Annotated in this window: 15 protein-coding genes and 2 pseudogenes; 3 read left to right on the top strand and 14 right to left on the bottom strand. The window is 36.2% G+C overall.

Annotation, left to right across the window (positions count from 1 at the left end):
- Nucleotides 1-44: 44 nt before the first annotated feature.
- The 9 genes and pseudogenes from ACIQ0C_RS04505 to ACIQ0C_RS04465 form a co-directional block, all read right to left on the bottom strand.
- Nucleotides 45-1,550 (bottom strand): sugar ABC transporter ATP-binding protein, encoded by a 1,506-nt coding sequence (locus ACIQ0C_RS04505; protein WP_403058067.1) that lies wholly within the window; start codon nt 1,548-1,550, stop codon nt 45-47.
- 140 nt (nt 1,551-1,690) lie between these two features.
- Nucleotides 1,691-2,671, bottom strand: coding sequence for an ABC transporter substrate-binding protein (locus ACIQ0C_RS04500; RefSeq protein ID WP_402837673.1), 981 nt, complete (start codon nt 2,669-2,671; stop codon nt 1,691-1,693).
- A 561-nt stretch (nt 2,672-3,232) separates the two neighbouring features.
- On the bottom strand, nt 3,233-3,985 hold the full coding sequence (locus ACIQ0C_RS04495; protein WP_403057376.1) for a DeoR/GlpR family DNA-binding transcription regulator: 753 nt from the start codon (nt 3,983-3,985) through the stop codon (nt 3,233-3,235).
- 192 nt (nt 3,986-4,177) lie between these two features.
- Nucleotides 4,178-5,166: pseudogene (locus ACIQ0C_RS04490) on the bottom strand (IS110 family RNA-guided transposase); the annotation flags it as partial.
- A gap of 224 nt (nt 5,167-5,390) precedes the next feature.
- Nucleotides 5,391-6,434 carry a glycosyltransferase gene (locus ACIQ0C_RS04485; protein WP_403057373.1) on the bottom strand — a complete coding sequence of 348 codons (1,044 nt, stop codon included), beginning with the start codon at nt 6,432-6,434 and terminating at the stop codon, nt 5,391-5,393.
- Nucleotides 6,435-6,437: 3 nt separating this feature from the next.
- On the bottom strand, nt 6,438-7,064 hold the full coding sequence (locus ACIQ0C_RS04480; protein WP_403057370.1) for a class I SAM-dependent methyltransferase: 627 nt from the start codon (nt 7,062-7,064) through the stop codon (nt 6,438-6,440).
- A gap of 153 nt (nt 7,065-7,217) precedes the next feature.
- Nucleotides 7,218-7,928 (bottom strand): hypothetical protein, encoded by a 711-nt coding sequence (locus ACIQ0C_RS04475; RefSeq protein ID WP_403057367.1) that lies wholly within the window; start codon nt 7,926-7,928, stop codon nt 7,218-7,220.
- 1,189 nt (nt 7,929-9,117) lie between these two features.
- The gene (locus tag ACIQ0C_RS04470; protein WP_403057364.1) at nt 9,118-9,840 is read right to left on the bottom strand and encodes a sulfotransferase family 2 domain-containing protein; all 723 of its coding nucleotides are present in this window, start codon (nt 9,838-9,840) and stop codon (nt 9,118-9,120) included.
- A 583-nt stretch (nt 9,841-10,423) separates the two neighbouring features.
- Nucleotides 10,424-11,608, bottom strand: a pseudogene (locus tag ACIQ0C_RS04465) (IS110 family RNA-guided transposase).
- A 274-nt stretch (nt 11,609-11,882) separates the two neighbouring features.
- Between ACIQ0C_RS04465 and ACIQ0C_RS04460 the strand changes: the two are divergent.
- Both ACIQ0C_RS04460 and ACIQ0C_RS04455 read left to right on the top strand, forming a co-directional pair.
- Nucleotides 11,883-13,258, top strand: a protein-coding gene (locus tag ACIQ0C_RS04460) for an IS3 family transposase (RefSeq protein WP_403057361.1) whose coding sequence is annotated in 2 segments (ribosomal slippage) — nt 11,883-12,339 and nt 12,339-13,258 — 1,377 coding nt in all. Because the reading frame shifts where the segments join, the coding sequence is not laid out codon by codon here.
- Between the two features lie 216 nt (nt 13,259-13,474).
- Nucleotides 13,475-14,047 carry a biotin transporter BioY gene (locus ACIQ0C_RS04455; RefSeq protein ID WP_403057358.1) on the top strand — a complete coding sequence of 191 codons (573 nt, stop codon included), beginning with the start codon at nt 13,475-13,477 and terminating at the stop codon, nt 14,045-14,047.
- 249 nt (nt 14,048-14,296) lie between these two features.
- Here the strand turns inward: ACIQ0C_RS04455 and ACIQ0C_RS04450 are convergent, their stop codons facing one another.
- Together ACIQ0C_RS04450 and trhA are read right to left on the bottom strand one after the other, a co-directional pair.
- Nucleotides 14,297-14,782: a YusW family protein gene (locus ACIQ0C_RS04450; protein WP_403057355.1), complete on the bottom strand. Its 486-nt coding sequence runs from the start codon at nt 14,780-14,782 to the stop codon at nt 14,297-14,299.
- Between the two features lie 99 nt (nt 14,783-14,881).
- Nucleotides 14,882-15,526 (bottom strand): PAQR family membrane homeostasis protein TrhA, encoded by a 645-nt coding sequence (trhA, locus tag ACIQ0C_RS04445; protein ID WP_403057352.1) that lies wholly within the window; start codon nt 15,524-15,526, stop codon nt 14,882-14,884.
- Between the two features lie 159 nt (nt 15,527-15,685).
- On the opposite strand from trhA, the gene ACIQ0C_RS04440 reads away from it, so the two are divergent.
- Entirely contained in the window at nt 15,686-16,273 is a 588-nt protein-coding gene (locus ACIQ0C_RS04440; protein WP_403057349.1) for a DUF2087 domain-containing protein, read from the top strand.
- A 47-nt stretch (nt 16,274-16,320) separates the two neighbouring features.
- Here the strand turns inward: ACIQ0C_RS04440 and ACIQ0C_RS04435 are convergent, their stop codons facing one another.
- The 3 genes from ACIQ0C_RS04435 to ACIQ0C_RS04425 form a co-directional block, all read right to left on the bottom strand.
- Nucleotides 16,321-16,920 (bottom strand): cell wall hydrolase, encoded by a 600-nt coding sequence (locus ACIQ0C_RS04435; protein ID WP_403057346.1) that lies wholly within the window; start codon nt 16,918-16,920, stop codon nt 16,321-16,323.
- 105 nt (nt 16,921-17,025) lie between these two features.
- Nucleotides 17,026-17,601, bottom strand: a complete 576-nt coding sequence (locus tag ACIQ0C_RS04430) for a GNAT family N-acetyltransferase (RefSeq protein ID WP_403057343.1) — start codon at nt 17,599-17,601, stop codon at nt 17,026-17,028.
- Nucleotides 17,602-17,640: 39 nt separating this feature from the next.
- The gene (locus tag ACIQ0C_RS04425; protein ID WP_402837725.1) at nt 17,641-18,045 is read right to left on the bottom strand and encodes a secondary thiamine-phosphate synthase enzyme YjbQ; all 405 of its coding nucleotides are present in this window, start codon (nt 18,043-18,045) and stop codon (nt 17,641-17,643) included.
- Nucleotides 18,046-18,128: the final 83 nt, after the last annotated feature.

Raw genomic sequence — 18,128 nt, 5'->3', positions numbered from 1 at the left:
TATATTTAGGCGTTGTGAATGTGTAATAGTTTGCGTATTCCCTCTCATTTCTCTCTCCCCCCTTTGGTAGCCAAACGCATAATTTTTTCCTGTGTAGCTTCTACCTTCGAAAGCTCGCCTGTTAACCTTCCTTCACTCATGACAAGTATTCGATCACTTACTCCCAATACTTCAGGAAGTTCAGATGATATCATTAAAACGGCCAATCCTTCATCTGCAAGCTTTGAAACAATCTTGTGGATTTCAGTCTTGGCACCTATATCAACCCCTCGTGTTGGCTCATCAAGTAGTAATACCTTTGGTGCAATTGATAGCCACCTAGCAATCACTACCTTTTGTTGATTCCCACCACTTAAGTTTGATACTTGCTGTTCTGGCGAAGCTATTTTTATATTTAAATCTTCAATATATTGGTTAGCGCTTTCATTTGCTTGCTTCCAACTAACAATTCCTGCTTTAGCGTGTTTTTTCAATTCAGCCATTATGATGTTCTCTTTTACGGACATTGATAAAAATAACCCTTGTTCTTTCCTGCTTTCAGGTACATGTGCAATCCTATTAGCAATAGCACCTATTGCGGATTTGATTCTAACAGATTGACCATCAACCAATATTTCGCCACTTTTCAACTCGGACAAACCGAAAATAGCCCTAACCAATTCTGTTCTACCAGCTCCAACAAGCCCCGCTAAACCAACAATTTCACCTGGGTAAATTTTTAAAGATACATTCTTTACAATCGTGTTATCAGAAACATTTTTCAATTCAAGTACAGGTGAAACTCCCCTTTGATTTTTTGTACCAAAAGCTTTTGACCGATTAAACAAGTCCTTTAAATCCCGTCCTACCATCAGCTTTACGAGATGATCAGGATTTGTCTCTTCAATCGGCCCGCTTGCAATCCATTCGCCGTCACGTAATACAGTGAACCTATTAGAAATTTTAAAGATTTCTTCCATTCTGTGAGATATATATACAATAGCAACTCCCTGCTTTTTCAAATCATCAATAATTTCAAACAGCTTTTTTATTTCTTTATCTGTTAAAGAGGCGGTTGGTTCATCCATTATGAGTACCTCTGCATTAAAGGATAAGGCTCGAGCGATCTCAACCATTTGTTGTTGAGCAACACTTAATGTCGAGACCAATTGGCGAGGATTTAGATTCGACCCCATTGAATCTAACACCTCTTGGGCACGTTCATGGACCTCATTCCATTTCACCATTCCTAAACCATTTCTAGGAAAGGTCGAACCCATTAAGATATTTTCACTTATTGTTAAATTAGGAGAAAGGTTTAACTCCTGATGAATAACACTAATTCCTTTGTTCCTTGCATCAGTAGGGTCCTTCCATAAAATTGGTTGACCTTTTAAGTAGATTTTCCCACCATTGTCATCAGGTGTATGAATGCCTGCGAGGATTTTCATGAAAGTTGACTTCCCAGCGCCATTCTCTCCCATTAATGCATGTACTTCACCTGGATAAAGTTCAATTCTCACATTGTTCAATACGGTTACACTTGAGAACGTTTTACCAATCCCTTCCATATTCAACACTGGCTTTTTTAGACTTTGTTGGCCTTTAAGGGACATTTCATTGACAGCCATACCTTTATCTCACCCCTTATATTGATTTGAAGAGGCTGATGAAAGGAGGAATCCTTATCAGCCTATTTATTGAAAGAGGCTTACCAACCTTGGTAAGAATCTAATGTATCTTGAGTTACAATCTCAACTGGAACTTTAATAAGCTCCTCAACTTCTTCACCATTTTTCACTTTCATTCCGATTTCAACAGCTTTTTTGATCATGTTACTAGGTGACTGAGCTGAAGTTGCAAAAATTGTACTTCCTTCCTTTGCCATTGCTTCTGTGGCTTCAGGAGCACCGTCTACTCCGACAATGAAAAATTCATCTTTACGATTCGCTTGCTCTTGAGCAATTTCAACACCAATTGCTTCTGGATCATTAATCGCAAATACAGCGTCAATAGAGCCCGATGAATTAGCTTGTAAAATACTTTCCATCACCGTTAATGCCTTTTCGCGATTCCCTTCTCCATTTTGCTTCGCAATTACTTTAATTTCGGAATCCTTTATTGCATCTTCAAATCCTTGAATACGATCAGATACAGCCGAAACAGGAGGTCCATCAATAATAACTATTTTTCCTTTTCCACCTAATTGTTCAACCACATATTCTCCGGCTAGTTTACCAGCTTGATAGTTGTCTGAAGTAACAGTGGCATCGACACCACCTTCTGCATTAGTATCTACAGCAACCACTGGAATATCAGCAGCTTTGGCCTGTTGAACAGCTGCCGCAATTCCTTTTGTATCAACAGCATTTAAAAGAATAATATCTACCTTTTTCGTAATAAAGTTTTCAATTTGAGCTGCTTGTTTTGCTAAATCATATTCAGCGCTTTCAACTAGTACTTCAGCACCTAATTCTTTTCCTGCTTCTTCAGCACCTTTACCCATGGAGACGAAGAAAGGGTTTGCTAAACTACCCACCGCTACACCGATCGTTAATTGTTTATTACCTTCTTGTCCTTCGTTACCGTCTGTTGATCCATTTGAGGATTCACCAGCCCCACTACATGCCGTCATCGCTGCAATTACAAACGCCAAAACTAGTATTCCAAGTACCCTTACATATTTCACCATATTAATCCCCCTAGTTATTGAAGATGAAAATAATTAGCTACAGAACGAGAAATTGTTACCGCTTTCAATTCCTTAAACTAGATCACCTCCTTAAATAAATATTTTTGGTTGAAATAATGGGGATATGGTTGATTTTGATAGTTTTCACATTGACATCTCAATTGAATGATAACGCTTTCATCTTTTGGATAACAATACAATTACATTTTACACATTAGAATTACAATTGAATGAATTTGATTGATTTTGATTTATTTTGATTGATTTTGATTATATTAAAACTGTTTATAATTGTCAATAGTTCCAATTTTCCCAAAAAATATATTAATAACATAAAATATTAAACTTTCAAATGGGATGTTTAATACATGGAGCAGATTTTCCCTCATTGTTAATTGGCCACATTACAATAAATCAAGCATTCTTTATTATATTGATACAACAAAGGGGAAAATCCCCAAAAAATAATTTCAGAATCTCCTTAAAAAAAAGCTGGTATTCTAATGTCTGAATCAGACAGTTTGAATACCAGCTTTCCTTCAACGATAGCAAATTTAGTTTTTAGTCCCTCACAATAATTATCTCCGTTTTCTCCTTATATTTTCCTAACGTTATTGTACCTTCTTCATTCGTAATAACTTTTGTCTGGTTTAAATCTGCAAACTTAGAAAATGATACTTCTCCAAATTTTGTATGATCTGCTAATACAAAGGCCTCACGTGACAAAAAAATGGCTCTTTCTTTCATTTGCGCCTCTTCTGGATCTGGGGTAGTCAATCCAAAATTATAATGAATAGCGTTCGTACCCATGAAACACTTATCAAATCTGTATTTTTTTATACTTTCGTATGCATAACGTCCAACTGTTGCTTTGGTAATCTTTTTAACAAATCCACCAATAAAATATGTACATATATCATTTTCAAGTAATGCATCTAAATGATCAATTCCGTTTGTAATGACAACGATATCTTTTTGTCTTAAATGTTTGATCATTTGATACGTTGTTGTTCCAGCATCAAGATAAACACAGTCGCCGTCCAAAATTAGTTCTGCCGCATATTTTGCTATCTTAGCTTTTTCCCCAAGGTTCTGCGTTATTTTCTCAAACACACTTGGTTCGTCTCGTTTACTATGTAAAAGTGAAGCTCCACCATGTACACGTTTTAAGTAGTTCTGCTTTTCTAATTGATCTAGATCACGACGCAAAGTAGATTCTGAAGTATTTGTTAATTCTACTAGCTCATGAATCTTAACATTCTTCTTTTCTTTTAATAGCTTTAAAATTAATTGATGCCGTTCCGTAATAAGCATGATATTGCCTCCTCGTATTACACTTCTGTTTAAATGTTCTTCGTGTATTCTAGTTTATTAATTTTAGTATATAGAATTTTGCAGTGACATGTAAGAACCTATTAGGGGTACCCCCATAAGAAAAAGGAGCTTTGATCAGCACCTGGCAATGAAGTAACGCACCTGTTTGTTGAATAAACAATTTAAAATCCATTACCCTGGAATATTATTGCGTGCTATTCCAACAAATATCCTGGCTAGCTTACCTACCAATTTCATAATCGATTTCATTTTCTTCATTTTTTTCACCTTAACATTATGGGTGTGAATGGCTCGAAATTCCGTGTTATTCATCACAAGGCTCATGGTGGCTAAGAAAAGGAAACGTCTTAGCCTGGATCGCCCTCGCTTAGAGATGACATTTTGGCCTTTCCACTTACCAGAGCTTGCTTCAGCCAGATGCACCCCAGCGTGCCGGAGTAAAGAATTACCGTGTGAAAAACCACTTAGATCTCCTGCTTCACCTAATATTCCGGCAAAGAAATTTCACTAATTCCCTTAATGGCAAGCAGCTTCTTGGCAAAAGGTATTTGTTTTAATACATCCTTAACCTCTTGTTCCACTCTTTCGAGTTGTAAGTAATAATTGTTCCAAATAAAATTTATACGCTTCAAGAGCCTGTCTTGTGCCGACAGATTTCCTAGCTAACTGAAGAAGTAATTGAGCTTGCCTTAATCCAGGCTGTCTCTTCATTATTGATTTCCATCCTGAAACAACATCATCAGGTTTCAGGGAACGCAGTTCCATTGGAGATGGAATAAACGAAGTGTGGCAATTGCCCCTTTAGCAGTAATGTCTTTAAATACTTGCGCCTGAGTTCGGGAAAGACAATATCAACCCAACGGTTTAATTAATTAATAGTGTTAACGAGTCGTTTAACTACCACATCACGGTTAGACATAAGGACCCTAAGTATTTCAAATGATTCTGAAGTGCTCCTGAAAAAGGCGTAGTAACCGTTCTTCACCATATCAGCGATGACCAGGGCATCTTTCTTATCAGTTTTCGACTGAGTATTATCACGGTTTTCTTTATTCCTTTTTACTAAGTGAGGGTTTACCGTCAACTACCTCAATTCCTTGTTTAAATAGCCATTTTGAAAGAATAATCCAGTAATGGCCTGTAGGTTCCATTCCCACGATGCGAAGCTTCGGCTCGCTTGATTCGAGTTTCTTTCCGTACTAATTAAGGTTATGCCCCAAAATTAGATTCCTATATTACATTTGCTGAAGAATCCGAAAAAGAGGAAATAAACCAGATTGTTTCTGCGTACGAAGAAGCTGCAACCGATAATGAACAAAAAAAAGCTTCTTTGCTCGACTTTTCGGAAAGCGAACACAGAAGCTATATGCTATAAATTGAAGCCCTAAAGTTCATTATTCAAAAAGTCATTCCAAGCCCTCAAAGCTACATTTTTTCCAAATATAGAGATCGCTTTTTTTCTTGCTTCACTACTAATTTGTTGAGACAAAGCTGTTGATTGGAATAGATTACGAATATAATCTTGTAACTCTAATGGATTATCTGAAAAAAACCCTGTCTTTCCATGTTCAATCAATGATGGAATTTCATAGAGATTATAATTACTACCGTGGTGTTTAAGATTACCTAAAGATGGACCGATAGCGACAATTGGAATGCCAGTCATCCAAGCTTCTATAAAGTTGAGAGTATAGCTAGCTGGCCATGTTCCTGTGTAGAAATAAACACGGTTATCACACAGTTCTTGTTTAAGCTGTTCAAAAGGAACCATTCCTTTTCCCCATGAACCTACTTTTTCACTGTCTAGTCCGAACAAGGCACGTTGAAACGGTCTCGTCGTTTCCTCAAAAAAAGTATAATGACGATATCTATCAGCATACATCATAATCCTCGAAAATGTAATAACCTGAGATTTTTGACCATTCCAATTACCATATTGATTTTCGTCTTTATAAAATCGAATCAGTCCATCTTCTCCAATGAAACCTGGAATTTCACGTTCTTTTGGTGAATAACGAATAATTTTCATTCCTTGAGCTCTATACGGTGCCATAATATTTTCTGACGTTTCTAAGCTCTGTCCAATTGTCCTCCAAATAACTGTTTTATGCTTCATTACATCCCAATTTGTTTCAATAAATGTGGAACTATGCATGACTATAATAACATCAAAATTATCAACAAAATCTTTAGTTAATTTCACATAATGATAAAAGCCCGGACCATATGAAGCAGGATTAATCTGTAATTCTTCCCATTTTTTAGTTATATTCGAATCATTTTGATGATTAAATAAATTGGGTCTATATGCTCGACCGGCTTCAGTTGAACTAAAACCAAGAGAGAAAACTTCATGTCCTAATTCTTTTAAAAGAAGTATTTCTTCATATTCAAGGACTTCATGCATAGATACATATAAAATTTTCAATTATTATATCTCCTTTATCCAAATACTCTGGTGAAAATCTAACAAACAGATATATCCTTTTTGTTCAAGATAATCTTTTGTTAGTGTAGGCTTTCCACCTCCTGGAAGGAAATTATCATCTAATAAAATAATGGTTGAGGGACTTAATTGTTTTTCAATAGCCTTGAACTCTTTAAGGTTGTGCTCTTGACTTTCTAATCTTCTTTCTTGGAGATTAGGGCCATCATCCATGCTATAGTGAAAGCTATCAAGGTAGATAAGATCAACTGGCCCCTGATATTTTTCTAGATAAGTGACAGAATCCGAGGCAATGAACTCTTTGTCAGCCTGATAATCAGCTGTCCATTCTTTAACGGTTTTAATAGTATTAGGATTAATATCAATTGAAATTAGTTTACCACCGTATCTCGAAATATACTCACAGAAGATAGTAGTAGAACTCCCATCACCTTTTTCAAGCCATTGACTTCCAGTTTCTATAATAACTGGATTTTCTTTTCTTTGGCTGAGTAAATTGAACACAATTTGAAAAGTGAAGTAACGAGGATTGGTACCATTTTCATAATATTGATTAAAGAACCAGTTAAAGGGCCAGTCAGGTCGTGTGTAGATAAGCCACCTATTCATCATTAAGATACACCTCTTTTTCATAATAAATAATATTTCACGATATAACACTGTTAATTAAAATCTTGCTTTGCAAGAATGTTACTCTTTGCTTTATAAGGTAAATATATATTTATATTATTATGTTCAACTTCATACTTAATGTCTAAATCTTTTTTATATCTCTAGAAATGGACCAGATCCTGGTGGATGTCCATTGTTCCCATGTTTTAATGAATTGTATGCGTCTTCAGGTGTTTTTTCCGCAAATCCTGATTGTTGAATAAGGTCTTTTCTTAAAAAAAAGGCATTCACACCTTTTGAATCTGTACCAAGAAGCCCATACCCCATTTGTTTTCCTAATGCGGTTAAAGAGGTAAGACTTGCTCCATAATAATCTGTTCCATTCCAATAATGTGTAGGGTTATATTGCATCACCCACTTTTTTGGTGGTGGAAAAGCAGCATTATACTCTATTACAACAACTCGCGGTTTATAATCACCAAGTTCCTTCCAAACCCAATAATCGTTTCCATCTATATCAATGGACAATAGATCAAATTCAGTTGGTACATTATTTGTTTTAAACAACGTATCTATGTTTTCTTTTGTAATAAAATCTTGGACTAAAACAACTTGATGTAGTCCTTTACTTTTATAGTTATTTACTAATCTAGTATAAGATTCAGTACTTCCTTCAATTAATAATCCACTCCACTGTTTATACATGGAGAGATAAGAAGTGTTACATTCAATTCCCTCTTCTACTCCAAATTCCACAAAAAATTTATTTGTAGTACCTATCCGATTAAATAGTTCCTCAAGTACTCCGTCTTCTCCATTTTGAGATTGGATTCTTTTTTCATATGCATTTATATTATCTACCACTTGTTTTATACACATCCTTTCAAGTTTTGTAATAGCTTTAATTCCGTCTAATCAGTTAATCTTTTCCACACATGTTTATATACATTATTATGCTTCCTTATAAAAAGTTCTTATTTCCACATAATTAGTCAATAGTCTACTCTAGCTAAGTAGTGTTATTGTGGAGATAGTGATCATCTTTATTGAGCCGTTACATCCCCTTTCTTTGCAATGGATTCAGTACTTCCTTCAATTAATAATCCACTCCACTGTTTATACATGGAGAGATAAGAAGTGTGTTACATTCAATTCCCTCATCTACTCCAAATTCCACAAAAAATTCATTTGTAGTACCCATCCGATTAAATAGTTCCTCAAGTACTCTGTCTTCTCCATTTTAAGATTGGGTTTTTTTTCATATGCATTTATATTATCTACCACTTATTTTATTCACGTCCTTTTCATGTTTTGTTATAGCTTTAATTCCGTCTAATCAGTTAATCATTTCCACACATGTTTATATACATTATTATGCTTCCTTATAAAAAGTTCTTATTTTCCACATAATTAGTCAATAGTCTACTCTAGCAAAGCAGTGTTGTTGGGGAGATAGTAATCATCTTTATTGAGCCGTTACATCCCCTGTCTTTTCAATGGGATGTATATGTATAATAGGCGAACTGCGTACTACTTAATTCTAAAATGATTACGAACATCGAACTATTGTAAGTGTAAATATGCCAATATGGAGTTAGTATAGTTTCATGGACACATGATACCTTTAATGTGTACAAAAAAGAACAAAAGAAGGAAGACATAATTAAACAGGCCGAATTAGAGGAAAAAAGAAGTTAATTGAGGCTCAACTGAGCAGTCAAAAGAATGAGAAAAAAGGATTTCTATCAAGGATTTTCGGATAAACTAGGCCATTATTCTTTAAAAGGATCTTGGTGTTGCTAGAGGGTTTAAAACGCGTGAACCATAATTGTAATGTGCAGATAAACCCATTATGTGAACTAGAATTTGAAATGCTTGTCTTATTGTCTATAAATGAAAAAATTACTCTATCCTCACTAGTTAATGTGTTGACTATTGATAATCCCATAAAGAAATATCTCCATAAAAAAACCGAACTTTTACAAATTCAGCTTTAACAAATGAAACGTTCAACCAAATGTAGGGGAATACATTAGGAGTTTATAACTCAAGCTTAATGTTGTCTTACTTGATTTATAAACTTATTAAATTCTATTGTTTGGTCAGAATTTAATTGTTGTATTTTTGTTTCTAATAGATTCTTTGCAAACTGATACAATTCTAAATCCAACTCATTTTTACTTTTTACAAGTTCGAGCACACCTTTTGAAAATGGTATTTCCGCGGGACGAGTCTTCCCCTTATTAGCCAATTGGTAATGATTTATATTCCAGCCACATTCATTTTTTATGAAAAAGAGAGATTCGTTAAACATTTCCAAAATCCCTGCAACTGCAAAATGATTGATAAGGTTTTCTTTCGCTTTCTCCAAATCTGGTGTTAGACCTCCCGCCAAATATAAAGTTTGCCCATTTGAAACATTAGCATCATAAATGGGAGAATCGATAAATTCTTCAAAACTTACATTTTGAACATTCCCAAAAGCCTGTTCGGACCAAAAATAATAAAGTGAAATGAGACGTTCAACCGGATCGCGAAGCATGGTTAAATAAGTGTATGGCCTTTTAATATGCTGATGAACTCCGAAAGGAAAATGTCCGATTACACATTTCATCTTGTTAGCTTTTTCTATTAGTACTTGATAATCATAGCTATATTTCCAAAACTCATTACCTTTATATTGATCTTCTATTATACATGATAGGGTTGTCCCCGCTGTTTTGGGGATATGAACGAAAATAAACAATTTATCTACAGGATCATTTGATAGACTCATAATTGTACTTCCTCCATTCATTAATCAAAATTTTTGTTTTTCTCTATATCTTATTAAAATTACAAACGGAGTGCTTGTACATGCAACTAAGAACGATGAGTGTCACTGAAAAAAAAGGTAACATAAAAAAACTGCTAAAACATATCTCTTTCCGTAAAAGTGTCCCAAAAATACAGGAACGAACGTAAAGTAAAAGATGTTTTTTGTATATATAAAGCATTTAGTGAATAGATATAATTTAAAGAAATCCAAAAGTAAAACCTGTTAGTGCAACAACACTTTTTTTATAATGCATATAATGATCGTACTGCGTAATAAAATAAATAGTCTTACGCCCCATTATTTTAAAAAACTAGAAACTATTGTTGATCAAAACTAGTAATTAAGTTTACAATTTTCGAAAAATAGTTTGATTATTTTTAGTAATCCTTAATGAACTAAACCAGCTAATAGGATGTCAATATCTTTCTCTAAAATTTTCATTTCCCTTATGATATACTATTTTTGGCCATGCTAAATAACCCTCCAAAACCCTTTTGGAAGGGTTTTTCTCTGTTACATAAAAACGTTAATTAGGCTAAATCTAGGAACGTTTCTTTAATAAAGCATAGATCCAATGAAGCAACTTATTCTTACGGGCAACGATTGACACTTTGGCAGGTTTTCTTTCTGAATTTCCTTATCATAGAATGCTTTAAGCTTTTTGTTCCTTGAACTTCTTATGCCGCATAGTACGGCAAGATACAGGGAATGACGTAGTCTGCTCGACCCCCTTTTGGTCATACGATTAATGGTTGCCGTAAACTTACCCGATGAGTGAACACTTGGATCTACTCCAGCGAAGGCAACCAGTTTTTTCGGATGATTAAACCGATTGATTTCATCAATTTCAGAGATAATCGTGGCTGCGATTTTTTCTCCTATACCGGGAATCGATTGGATGATCTTATATTCTTCCATTTCATTTGCCAGGGCCACTATACGATCTTCCAAATCAGAAAGGTGTCCCTGGTAATGAAAAAGCAGCTCAATATACATACGAAGATTGATTACGTGACTTTCATACACGTTTTTTTGAAATGGATTTCGAGATGCGGAGTCCATTATTTTTTTTTGCTTTTTCCCATGCCCATTGACCGGATCGGCTAGAACAGAACTCTATAACACTCTCTGCCAGTCTACTTTCTCCGGCTGTTAATACCGCCTCTGAAGTAGGATATTCCTTTAACATCAATAAAGAAACCTTCGAATATAGATCCCCAAAAACCTTCCGGTATTCAGGAAACACTTGATCTAAAATGGGGTGAAACTGAAGTTTAGCTCCCACATACATATTCGTTACGATTTCCTGTTATCTTGACAAATTCCGAAGGTCTAAAAGCTGAATTCCTCTAATTTTATGAGGTTCAAAACCCTCTTTGTAATACAGCACACACAACTGGTACGCATCGATTGCGTCCGTTTTTACCTTCCGTAAACTGGACTTCTTTGCCTGATAAGAAATAATCGGTTTTAGTAAGATATATAGAATCCCTTGTTCCTCCAAGTATTGAATAACGGGAGTATGGTGATGCCCTGTAGATTCTAAAATGACCATAGGCAGCTGCCCTGTCACCTCTTCAACTTCTTTTAGAAAGTCTAAAAAATGGTCCAATTTCTCCTTGGTATGCTTCATTATAAAGCTCTTCCCATACGGTTTAGATTGGTCTAAAAATGCCTGAACTTGGCTTTCTCCTTTTGTCACATCCAGACCAACAACTGGATTCATTGTTTTTTCCTCCTCTACTTACTAACCAGTACCCCTAGTCCTACCTGTAGTGTCATAGCTTCGCTTGTTATACGAGATCTGCGTCCCGACCAGCCTCAAACATGTTTCTACAAGTAGGGGCGGACAGTTTAGTTCACGGGATCAAGTCCCACGCACCCTTACGTCCTACCCTGGCTACTGAAATAATAGATTCTATTAAAAAAAGGTCAACCAGTAATTTTGAACTGCACCCCAATTGTTAGACACAACTAACAATTGGAGGTGCAGTTTTTTTATGGCGAGATTTTCTTCAGAAGAAAAAATACAGGCAGTAAGACAATATATAGATGGTAATGAGGGAGGAAAAACTATTGCTAAATCTACTGGTGTTCATCCGAGTTTGCTCCATCAGTGGATTAAACAATTTGAACTTTTTGGTGTTGATGCTTTTGAAAAACGCTATACACCCTACCCCGCACAGTTTAAACTAGATGTACTCAATTATATGAACGAACACGGGACGTCTATCAGGGAAACAGCGGCGATTTTTAATATTCCATCTTATGAAACACTTCGAAAATGGAAAATTGCTTATGAAACAGGAGGATTTGATGCCCTACAATCAAAGAAAAAGGGGCGTCCATCCATGAAAAATAAAAATAATAAGACATCAAATTCTCAAGTGCCCGATGAAGGATCAATAGAGGCTTTACAGGCGGAGAATGAACGTTTACGTATGGAGAATGCCTATTTAAAAAAGTTGAATGCCTTAGTTCAAAACAAGGAAAAATCACCAAACAAGACAAAGCACAAGTAGTCTATGAATTAAGGAATGCATTCTTGGTGAAAGCACTTATACAGCTCGCAGACATTCCGCGTAGCACGTATTACTATTGGGTGAAAAACTTCGGTCGTCCTGATCCAGATGCAGAACTGAAAGGATTGATTAAATCTGTTTTCGATGAACATGAAGGTCGGTTTGGTTACCGACGTATTCGTGATGAACTTAGAAATCGCGGACACAAAGTAAACCACAAAAAGGTACAACGTATCATGAAAGAACTAGGGCTAAAATGTCTTGTCCGTATGAAAAAATATCGCTCTTACAAAGGAACTGTGGGCAAGATTGCACTAAATATTTTAGATCGCAATTTCAAAGCTGAAAAACCAAATGAGAAATGGGTTACGGATATTACAGAGTTTAAATTATTTGGAGAAAAGCTATATGTATCGCCGATATTGGACTTATTTAATGGAGAAATCATTACGTATACAATCGGTTCAAGACCAACCTACTCACTCATTTCAACGATGTTAGATCAAGCTTTTGAACGCTTAACAGACGACGATACTCTCCTTATTCATTCAGATCAAGGCTGGCATTATCAAATGAAACAATTCCGTGATGTCCTTAGGGAACGTGGCATTACACAAAGTATGTCTCGCAAAGGGAATTGTTACGATAACGCTGTTATGGAAAATTTCTTTGGTATCATGAAATCGGAACTTCTTTATCTAAAAGAATTTGAAAGTGTGGAACACTTTAAACAAGAACTAGCAAAATATATAGAATACTATAATCACAAACGAATCATGAACTGCACCCCAATTGTTAGACACTATCTAACAATTGGGGGTGCTATTTTTTATGCAAAATATTTATTTAGGTAGCCCCATTATTTAAGTGAGTAGATTAATAGCAATTCGGCCACGAATTAGTAACCCTACTTTGGAATTGAGCCTTGTTTTTTTACAAACCTTGTCATCTAAAAAGTCCATTATTGAAATAAAATTCATAATATCATTGACAGTGTTTACTTAACATATTAAAATTCTTTATATGTCAACTCGTCATACAACCAGGTTTACATAAGGGGAGGAAGCACGATGAAGGAGCGTCATGAGAAGTTAAGAATGATGATGGTTACAGCTTTATTTGCAGCAATTATAGGAATACTTGCCCAAATTACAATTCCACTGCCATTAGTACCGATTACAGGTCAGACTCTAGCTGTTGGACTGGCAGCAACGATACTGGGTTCACGTTATGGAACCTCTTCCGTTTTATTATATCTGTTCATAGGGGCAGCGGGAGTTCCGGTTTTCGCTGAAATGTCAGGAGGGCTGGCTAAGATATTCGGTCCTACTGGCGGTTATTTATTATCCTATATCCCGACAGTATATATAACTGGCCTGATATTGGAAAAAACCCGTTTCTCAGTCGCAATGGCTTTCCTTGCAAATACAATCGGGATGATAATTACTTTGGTCATCGGTACGGTTTGGTTAAAATATATGAGTTCATTATCTTGGCCAGTGGCATTTGCCAGCGGTTTTGCACCATTTATAATCGTAGGCGTTTTAAAGGCATTCCTTGCATCTTGGCTTGGCATAACAATCCGTTCAAGGTTAGCGTCGGCTAATATGCTGCCAAAAAGAAATGCATCACTATCGCAATGATGGATAAATGAAGAAAAGGGTACCGCAAGCGGTACCCTTTTCTTCATTCCAGAACACTACAAAAAAAAGACTCTTAAAAAAGAATCTTTTTTGCAAGTATTTATTGCGGTCCTATCCCCATAAGTCCGAATATAAATAGCAAATGTATATTATCCCCTTTGCTAACCGTAACCATTTTACTATAGGAACAGTAATTTGACAACTATTGACGGCACATATGAACATGCAGAATAGAGTAATGGATTTTAGTTACTTATTATTCACTTGATATTCTTTTTTCGTACCATCTTCGAAAACGACCTCTAAATCAAATTCTTGATAGTCATCCTTCAAATTAAATGCTTTTGTCACTTCTTGAATGACTTCCTCATCTGATGAATCTTTGGTGAATGTCAATTTTTCTAGAATCGGTGTCAATTCTTTCATTGCTTCATCACCGTGAACTTCGTGTTTGTTAAGTTTGTCCTCGATCGAAGCTTCTGTTTGAGCTCCCATTGTATCATATTCAGCTTCGTATTCGTTATCATTGCCGGTATAATCCACTTCTAATTGAAAATCCTTATATGTGAAAGGCAGTTTTTCATTATTATCCGTACCTGTTTCAGGATTATTTTCCGCTTGATTTTCATTTTCCTGAACCGGCGGGTTTTTCACTTCATCGTTTTCTTCGCCGCATCCAGCCAAAACAAGCAAAGCGGCAAACGGCACTGATAATATTTTGATTGATCTTCTCATTAGTTTTTCCTCCTTTAGTCTGTATACCTTAATTATTTCCTAATAGGGGTCATTTAAAACCTCAACCAATCTCTCAGATACATCAAATCGACCAAGTGATCATAGTGGAAGGATATAAAACAATACTGCAAAAAAGTGTGTGACAGTTCCCCCAAGCACGAATACATGCCAAACCGCGTGATGGAACGGAAAACCGCGCCAAACATAAAAAATGGCACCAAACGTATAAAGCAATCCCCCTGCAATCAGTAACTGGATACCAGCTGAAGGCATCGTTGCTGTAAGTGGGCCCCAAACGATAACGATCATCCACCCCATTGCAATATAGAGAATCGTCGAAAGGAAAAGGAATTTTTTCACATAGAAAGCTTTGAAGACGACGCCAATGATTGCAACTCCCCAAATGATACCTAGCAGTGTCCAGCCTAGTGACCCTTTGATCACAAGAAGCATGATGGGCGTGTATGTTCCAGCAATGAATATATATATGGCCGAATGATCAAAGATTTCAAATATATCCTTTGTTTTCCCCTCTGGAAAACTATGCACTAAAGTGGAAGAGACGTATAAAAGAAGCATGGAAACACCATATATGACTGAAATGACTACATTCCAAGGCGATCCTGTTTGAACTGAGTATATGATTAAAAACACAAGTGCAGCAATACTCAACAAAACGCCGACACCGTGGGTTATCGCATTGACTACTTCTTCTTTTTTTGTATAAACATGTGTATTAGCCATGTTACAGCTCCTTAATTCCGGATTATTTTTTTAGTATTCCCCTAAAGTATACATCAGATTTTCCAAGCATTATAGAAAAGTGAATATTAACTTGATTGACAGTCACTAATTAGATTATTATCTAATTAGATGATAATCTAATTATGAGGGGGGACAAAATTGCAATTAGAAAAATTGGTAGCTTTCCACAAAACGATTGGTGATGTGACAAGGATTAGGATTATATCCATCCTGGCAAACGGACCAAAACACGGACAGGCACTTGCGGGAATATTAAAATTGACGGCCCCAACCATTTCACACCATTTAACGAAATTGAAAGACATTAATTTAGTGAAGGATCGGAGGGAAAAAAATACGGTATATTATTTTTTGAATGAAGATGTCCTGAAGCATTATTCGTCAGCATTACCTAAAATGGTTTCAACTAAGGAGGACTCCAATAAAATGGAAAGTCAAAAGCTGAATTTAGAACACAAAAAGATCCTTGAAAACTTTTTTACTCCAGATGGTCGACTAAAAACCATACCAGCACAGAGAAAAAAGAAAATGGTCGTTCTTCATCATATTGCAGGCCTGTTGGAGAAGGGACGAAAATATCCGGAAAAAGAACTGAATGAATTCATCCAGTCTTTCCATGATGATTATGCAACGATACGACGTGAACTCATTATCGGAAGCATCATGTACCGGGAAAACAGCATTTATGAACTGAATCCCCGCGAAATGTGGGCTGATATCGTTTAACAAAAAAACCGGCCCCCCATTTGGAAAGCCGGTTTTTAATATGCAGTTTATATGGCAAAATGGTGGCCGCCGATAATTTTTATTACTTCTAATTGTTTCATCCATTCGCTGTCCGAAATACTGGGATTCCAAAAATACAAGGCATCATTTGTGTAGCCATGAATGGCCAATGCTTCATTGACAGCTCTCTTGGCATCATTTCCTGCAGGTTTGTTTATACTGCCATCACCAACAGGCGAGAATTGGTTTTTTTGATAAATCACTTCCCGGACCGTATCAGGGAATTCATTGCTATCAAGGCGATTCAAAACAACTCCTGCCACCTCGACCTTTCCTCTGTATGGTTCCCCTTTGGCTTCTGCATGCACAAGCCTTGCTAATAATTCTTTATCTTTTTCATTCATTACATGTGGAATAATCAATGTTTTACCAGGTTCGACAACATTATTTACATTATTATTGACTTTTTTTAACTTACCGATTGGAACACCGTGCTGCTTTGCAATATCCCATATCGATTCACCTTGTTTAATGACATGTTTGGTTGCCCCATCAGAAGCTTCACTTGTCGTTCCCTTAGGAAAAGCTATACCAAGTACGATGACACTTAGAGTCATTATCACGGATATTAATACTGATAATTTCATCCTGTTACCTCCTCGTTAAGCACCTTCCTAGGATAACAGACCATATGGGAGAAAACAGTGCTAAATTTTTTCCAAGGAAATGAAGGAAAAATTTTCAGGGTCAATTCATCTTCGGAATTTTAATGATTCCCACTCTTCCCGCAGCATTCCCATTCTGATTGAATCATAATAATAACCATCATGATAACGGCATTTTCTCATTCTTCCCTCTACTTGCATGCCAACCTTTTTTCCAACTGCGATCATACGTTCATTACCTGACCAAGTTGTAAGTCCAACCCGCTCAATCTCCAGGTTTTCGAATAAATAGCCAATGAATATCATTAATGCTTCTGTTCCATGACCGCCATTCCAATACTTGGGATCAAAAATAGTAATTCCGATTTCAAGCCATCGTGAAGGTTCATGTTCCCAGTAATATACAACAGAACCTATAATTTGATCGTTTTTTTCCATTAATAGCTCGGAATAAGCCCCGATATTCTCATCATAGGTTTTATGCTTCGTTTCTTTATCGATAAACGTATGGAAATCAATGAGTTCAAGAGGCTGATAAGGTGCATCCCACTTTTTCCATTCTGGATCGGCTTCGCCATATTTCAGGCTCCATAAACGTTTTAAATCGGCTTGTTTAACATTCCTCAATTTGACTTTGCTTCCTTCAATCCAAACATCGTCCAATCCGCTTCCACCCACCTCATCCTTGCAGTACCTTCCATTTTACTGGTCGACACATAATTTAATAAAATATTGCCTTTCTCTGGGACCATCGAATTCACAAAAATATACACCCTGCCAAGTACCAAGGACTAAGCTCCCTTTATGGATGATCACCTGTTGTGAAGAACCAACCGTACTTGATTTCAAATGGGCAGCCGTGTTCCCTTCCATATGTAAATCCAATGTATGATTCCATGGATATTGCTCATCCAGTCTTCTTAATATATCCTTTTTGACATCGGGATCAGCATTTTCATTAATCGTGATTCCTGCTGTCGTATGTGGACAATATATAAGAGCTATCCCCTCTTGAATCCCATTTTCCTTGATGAATGCCTGTACTTCTATCGTTACATCAATCATATCATCCCTTTTCGTCGTTTTTAAGGTATTTTTCTTCAGCATCTACATTCACTCCTTTTGTTCATTTTAATACTCCTTTACCCATAAACATTACATTCATGCTTTCTTAAACCACTCACGACTAA

Origin of the sequence: Peribacillus sp. NPDC096448 (assembly GCF_044762675.1) — a bacterium.
Lineage (GTDB): Bacteria > Bacillota > Bacilli > Bacillales > DSM-1321 > Peribacillus > Peribacillus frigoritolerans_B.
The sequence above is the reverse complement of the archived record's forward strand: the minus strand, read 5'-3'. Positions and strand labels throughout refer to the sequence as shown.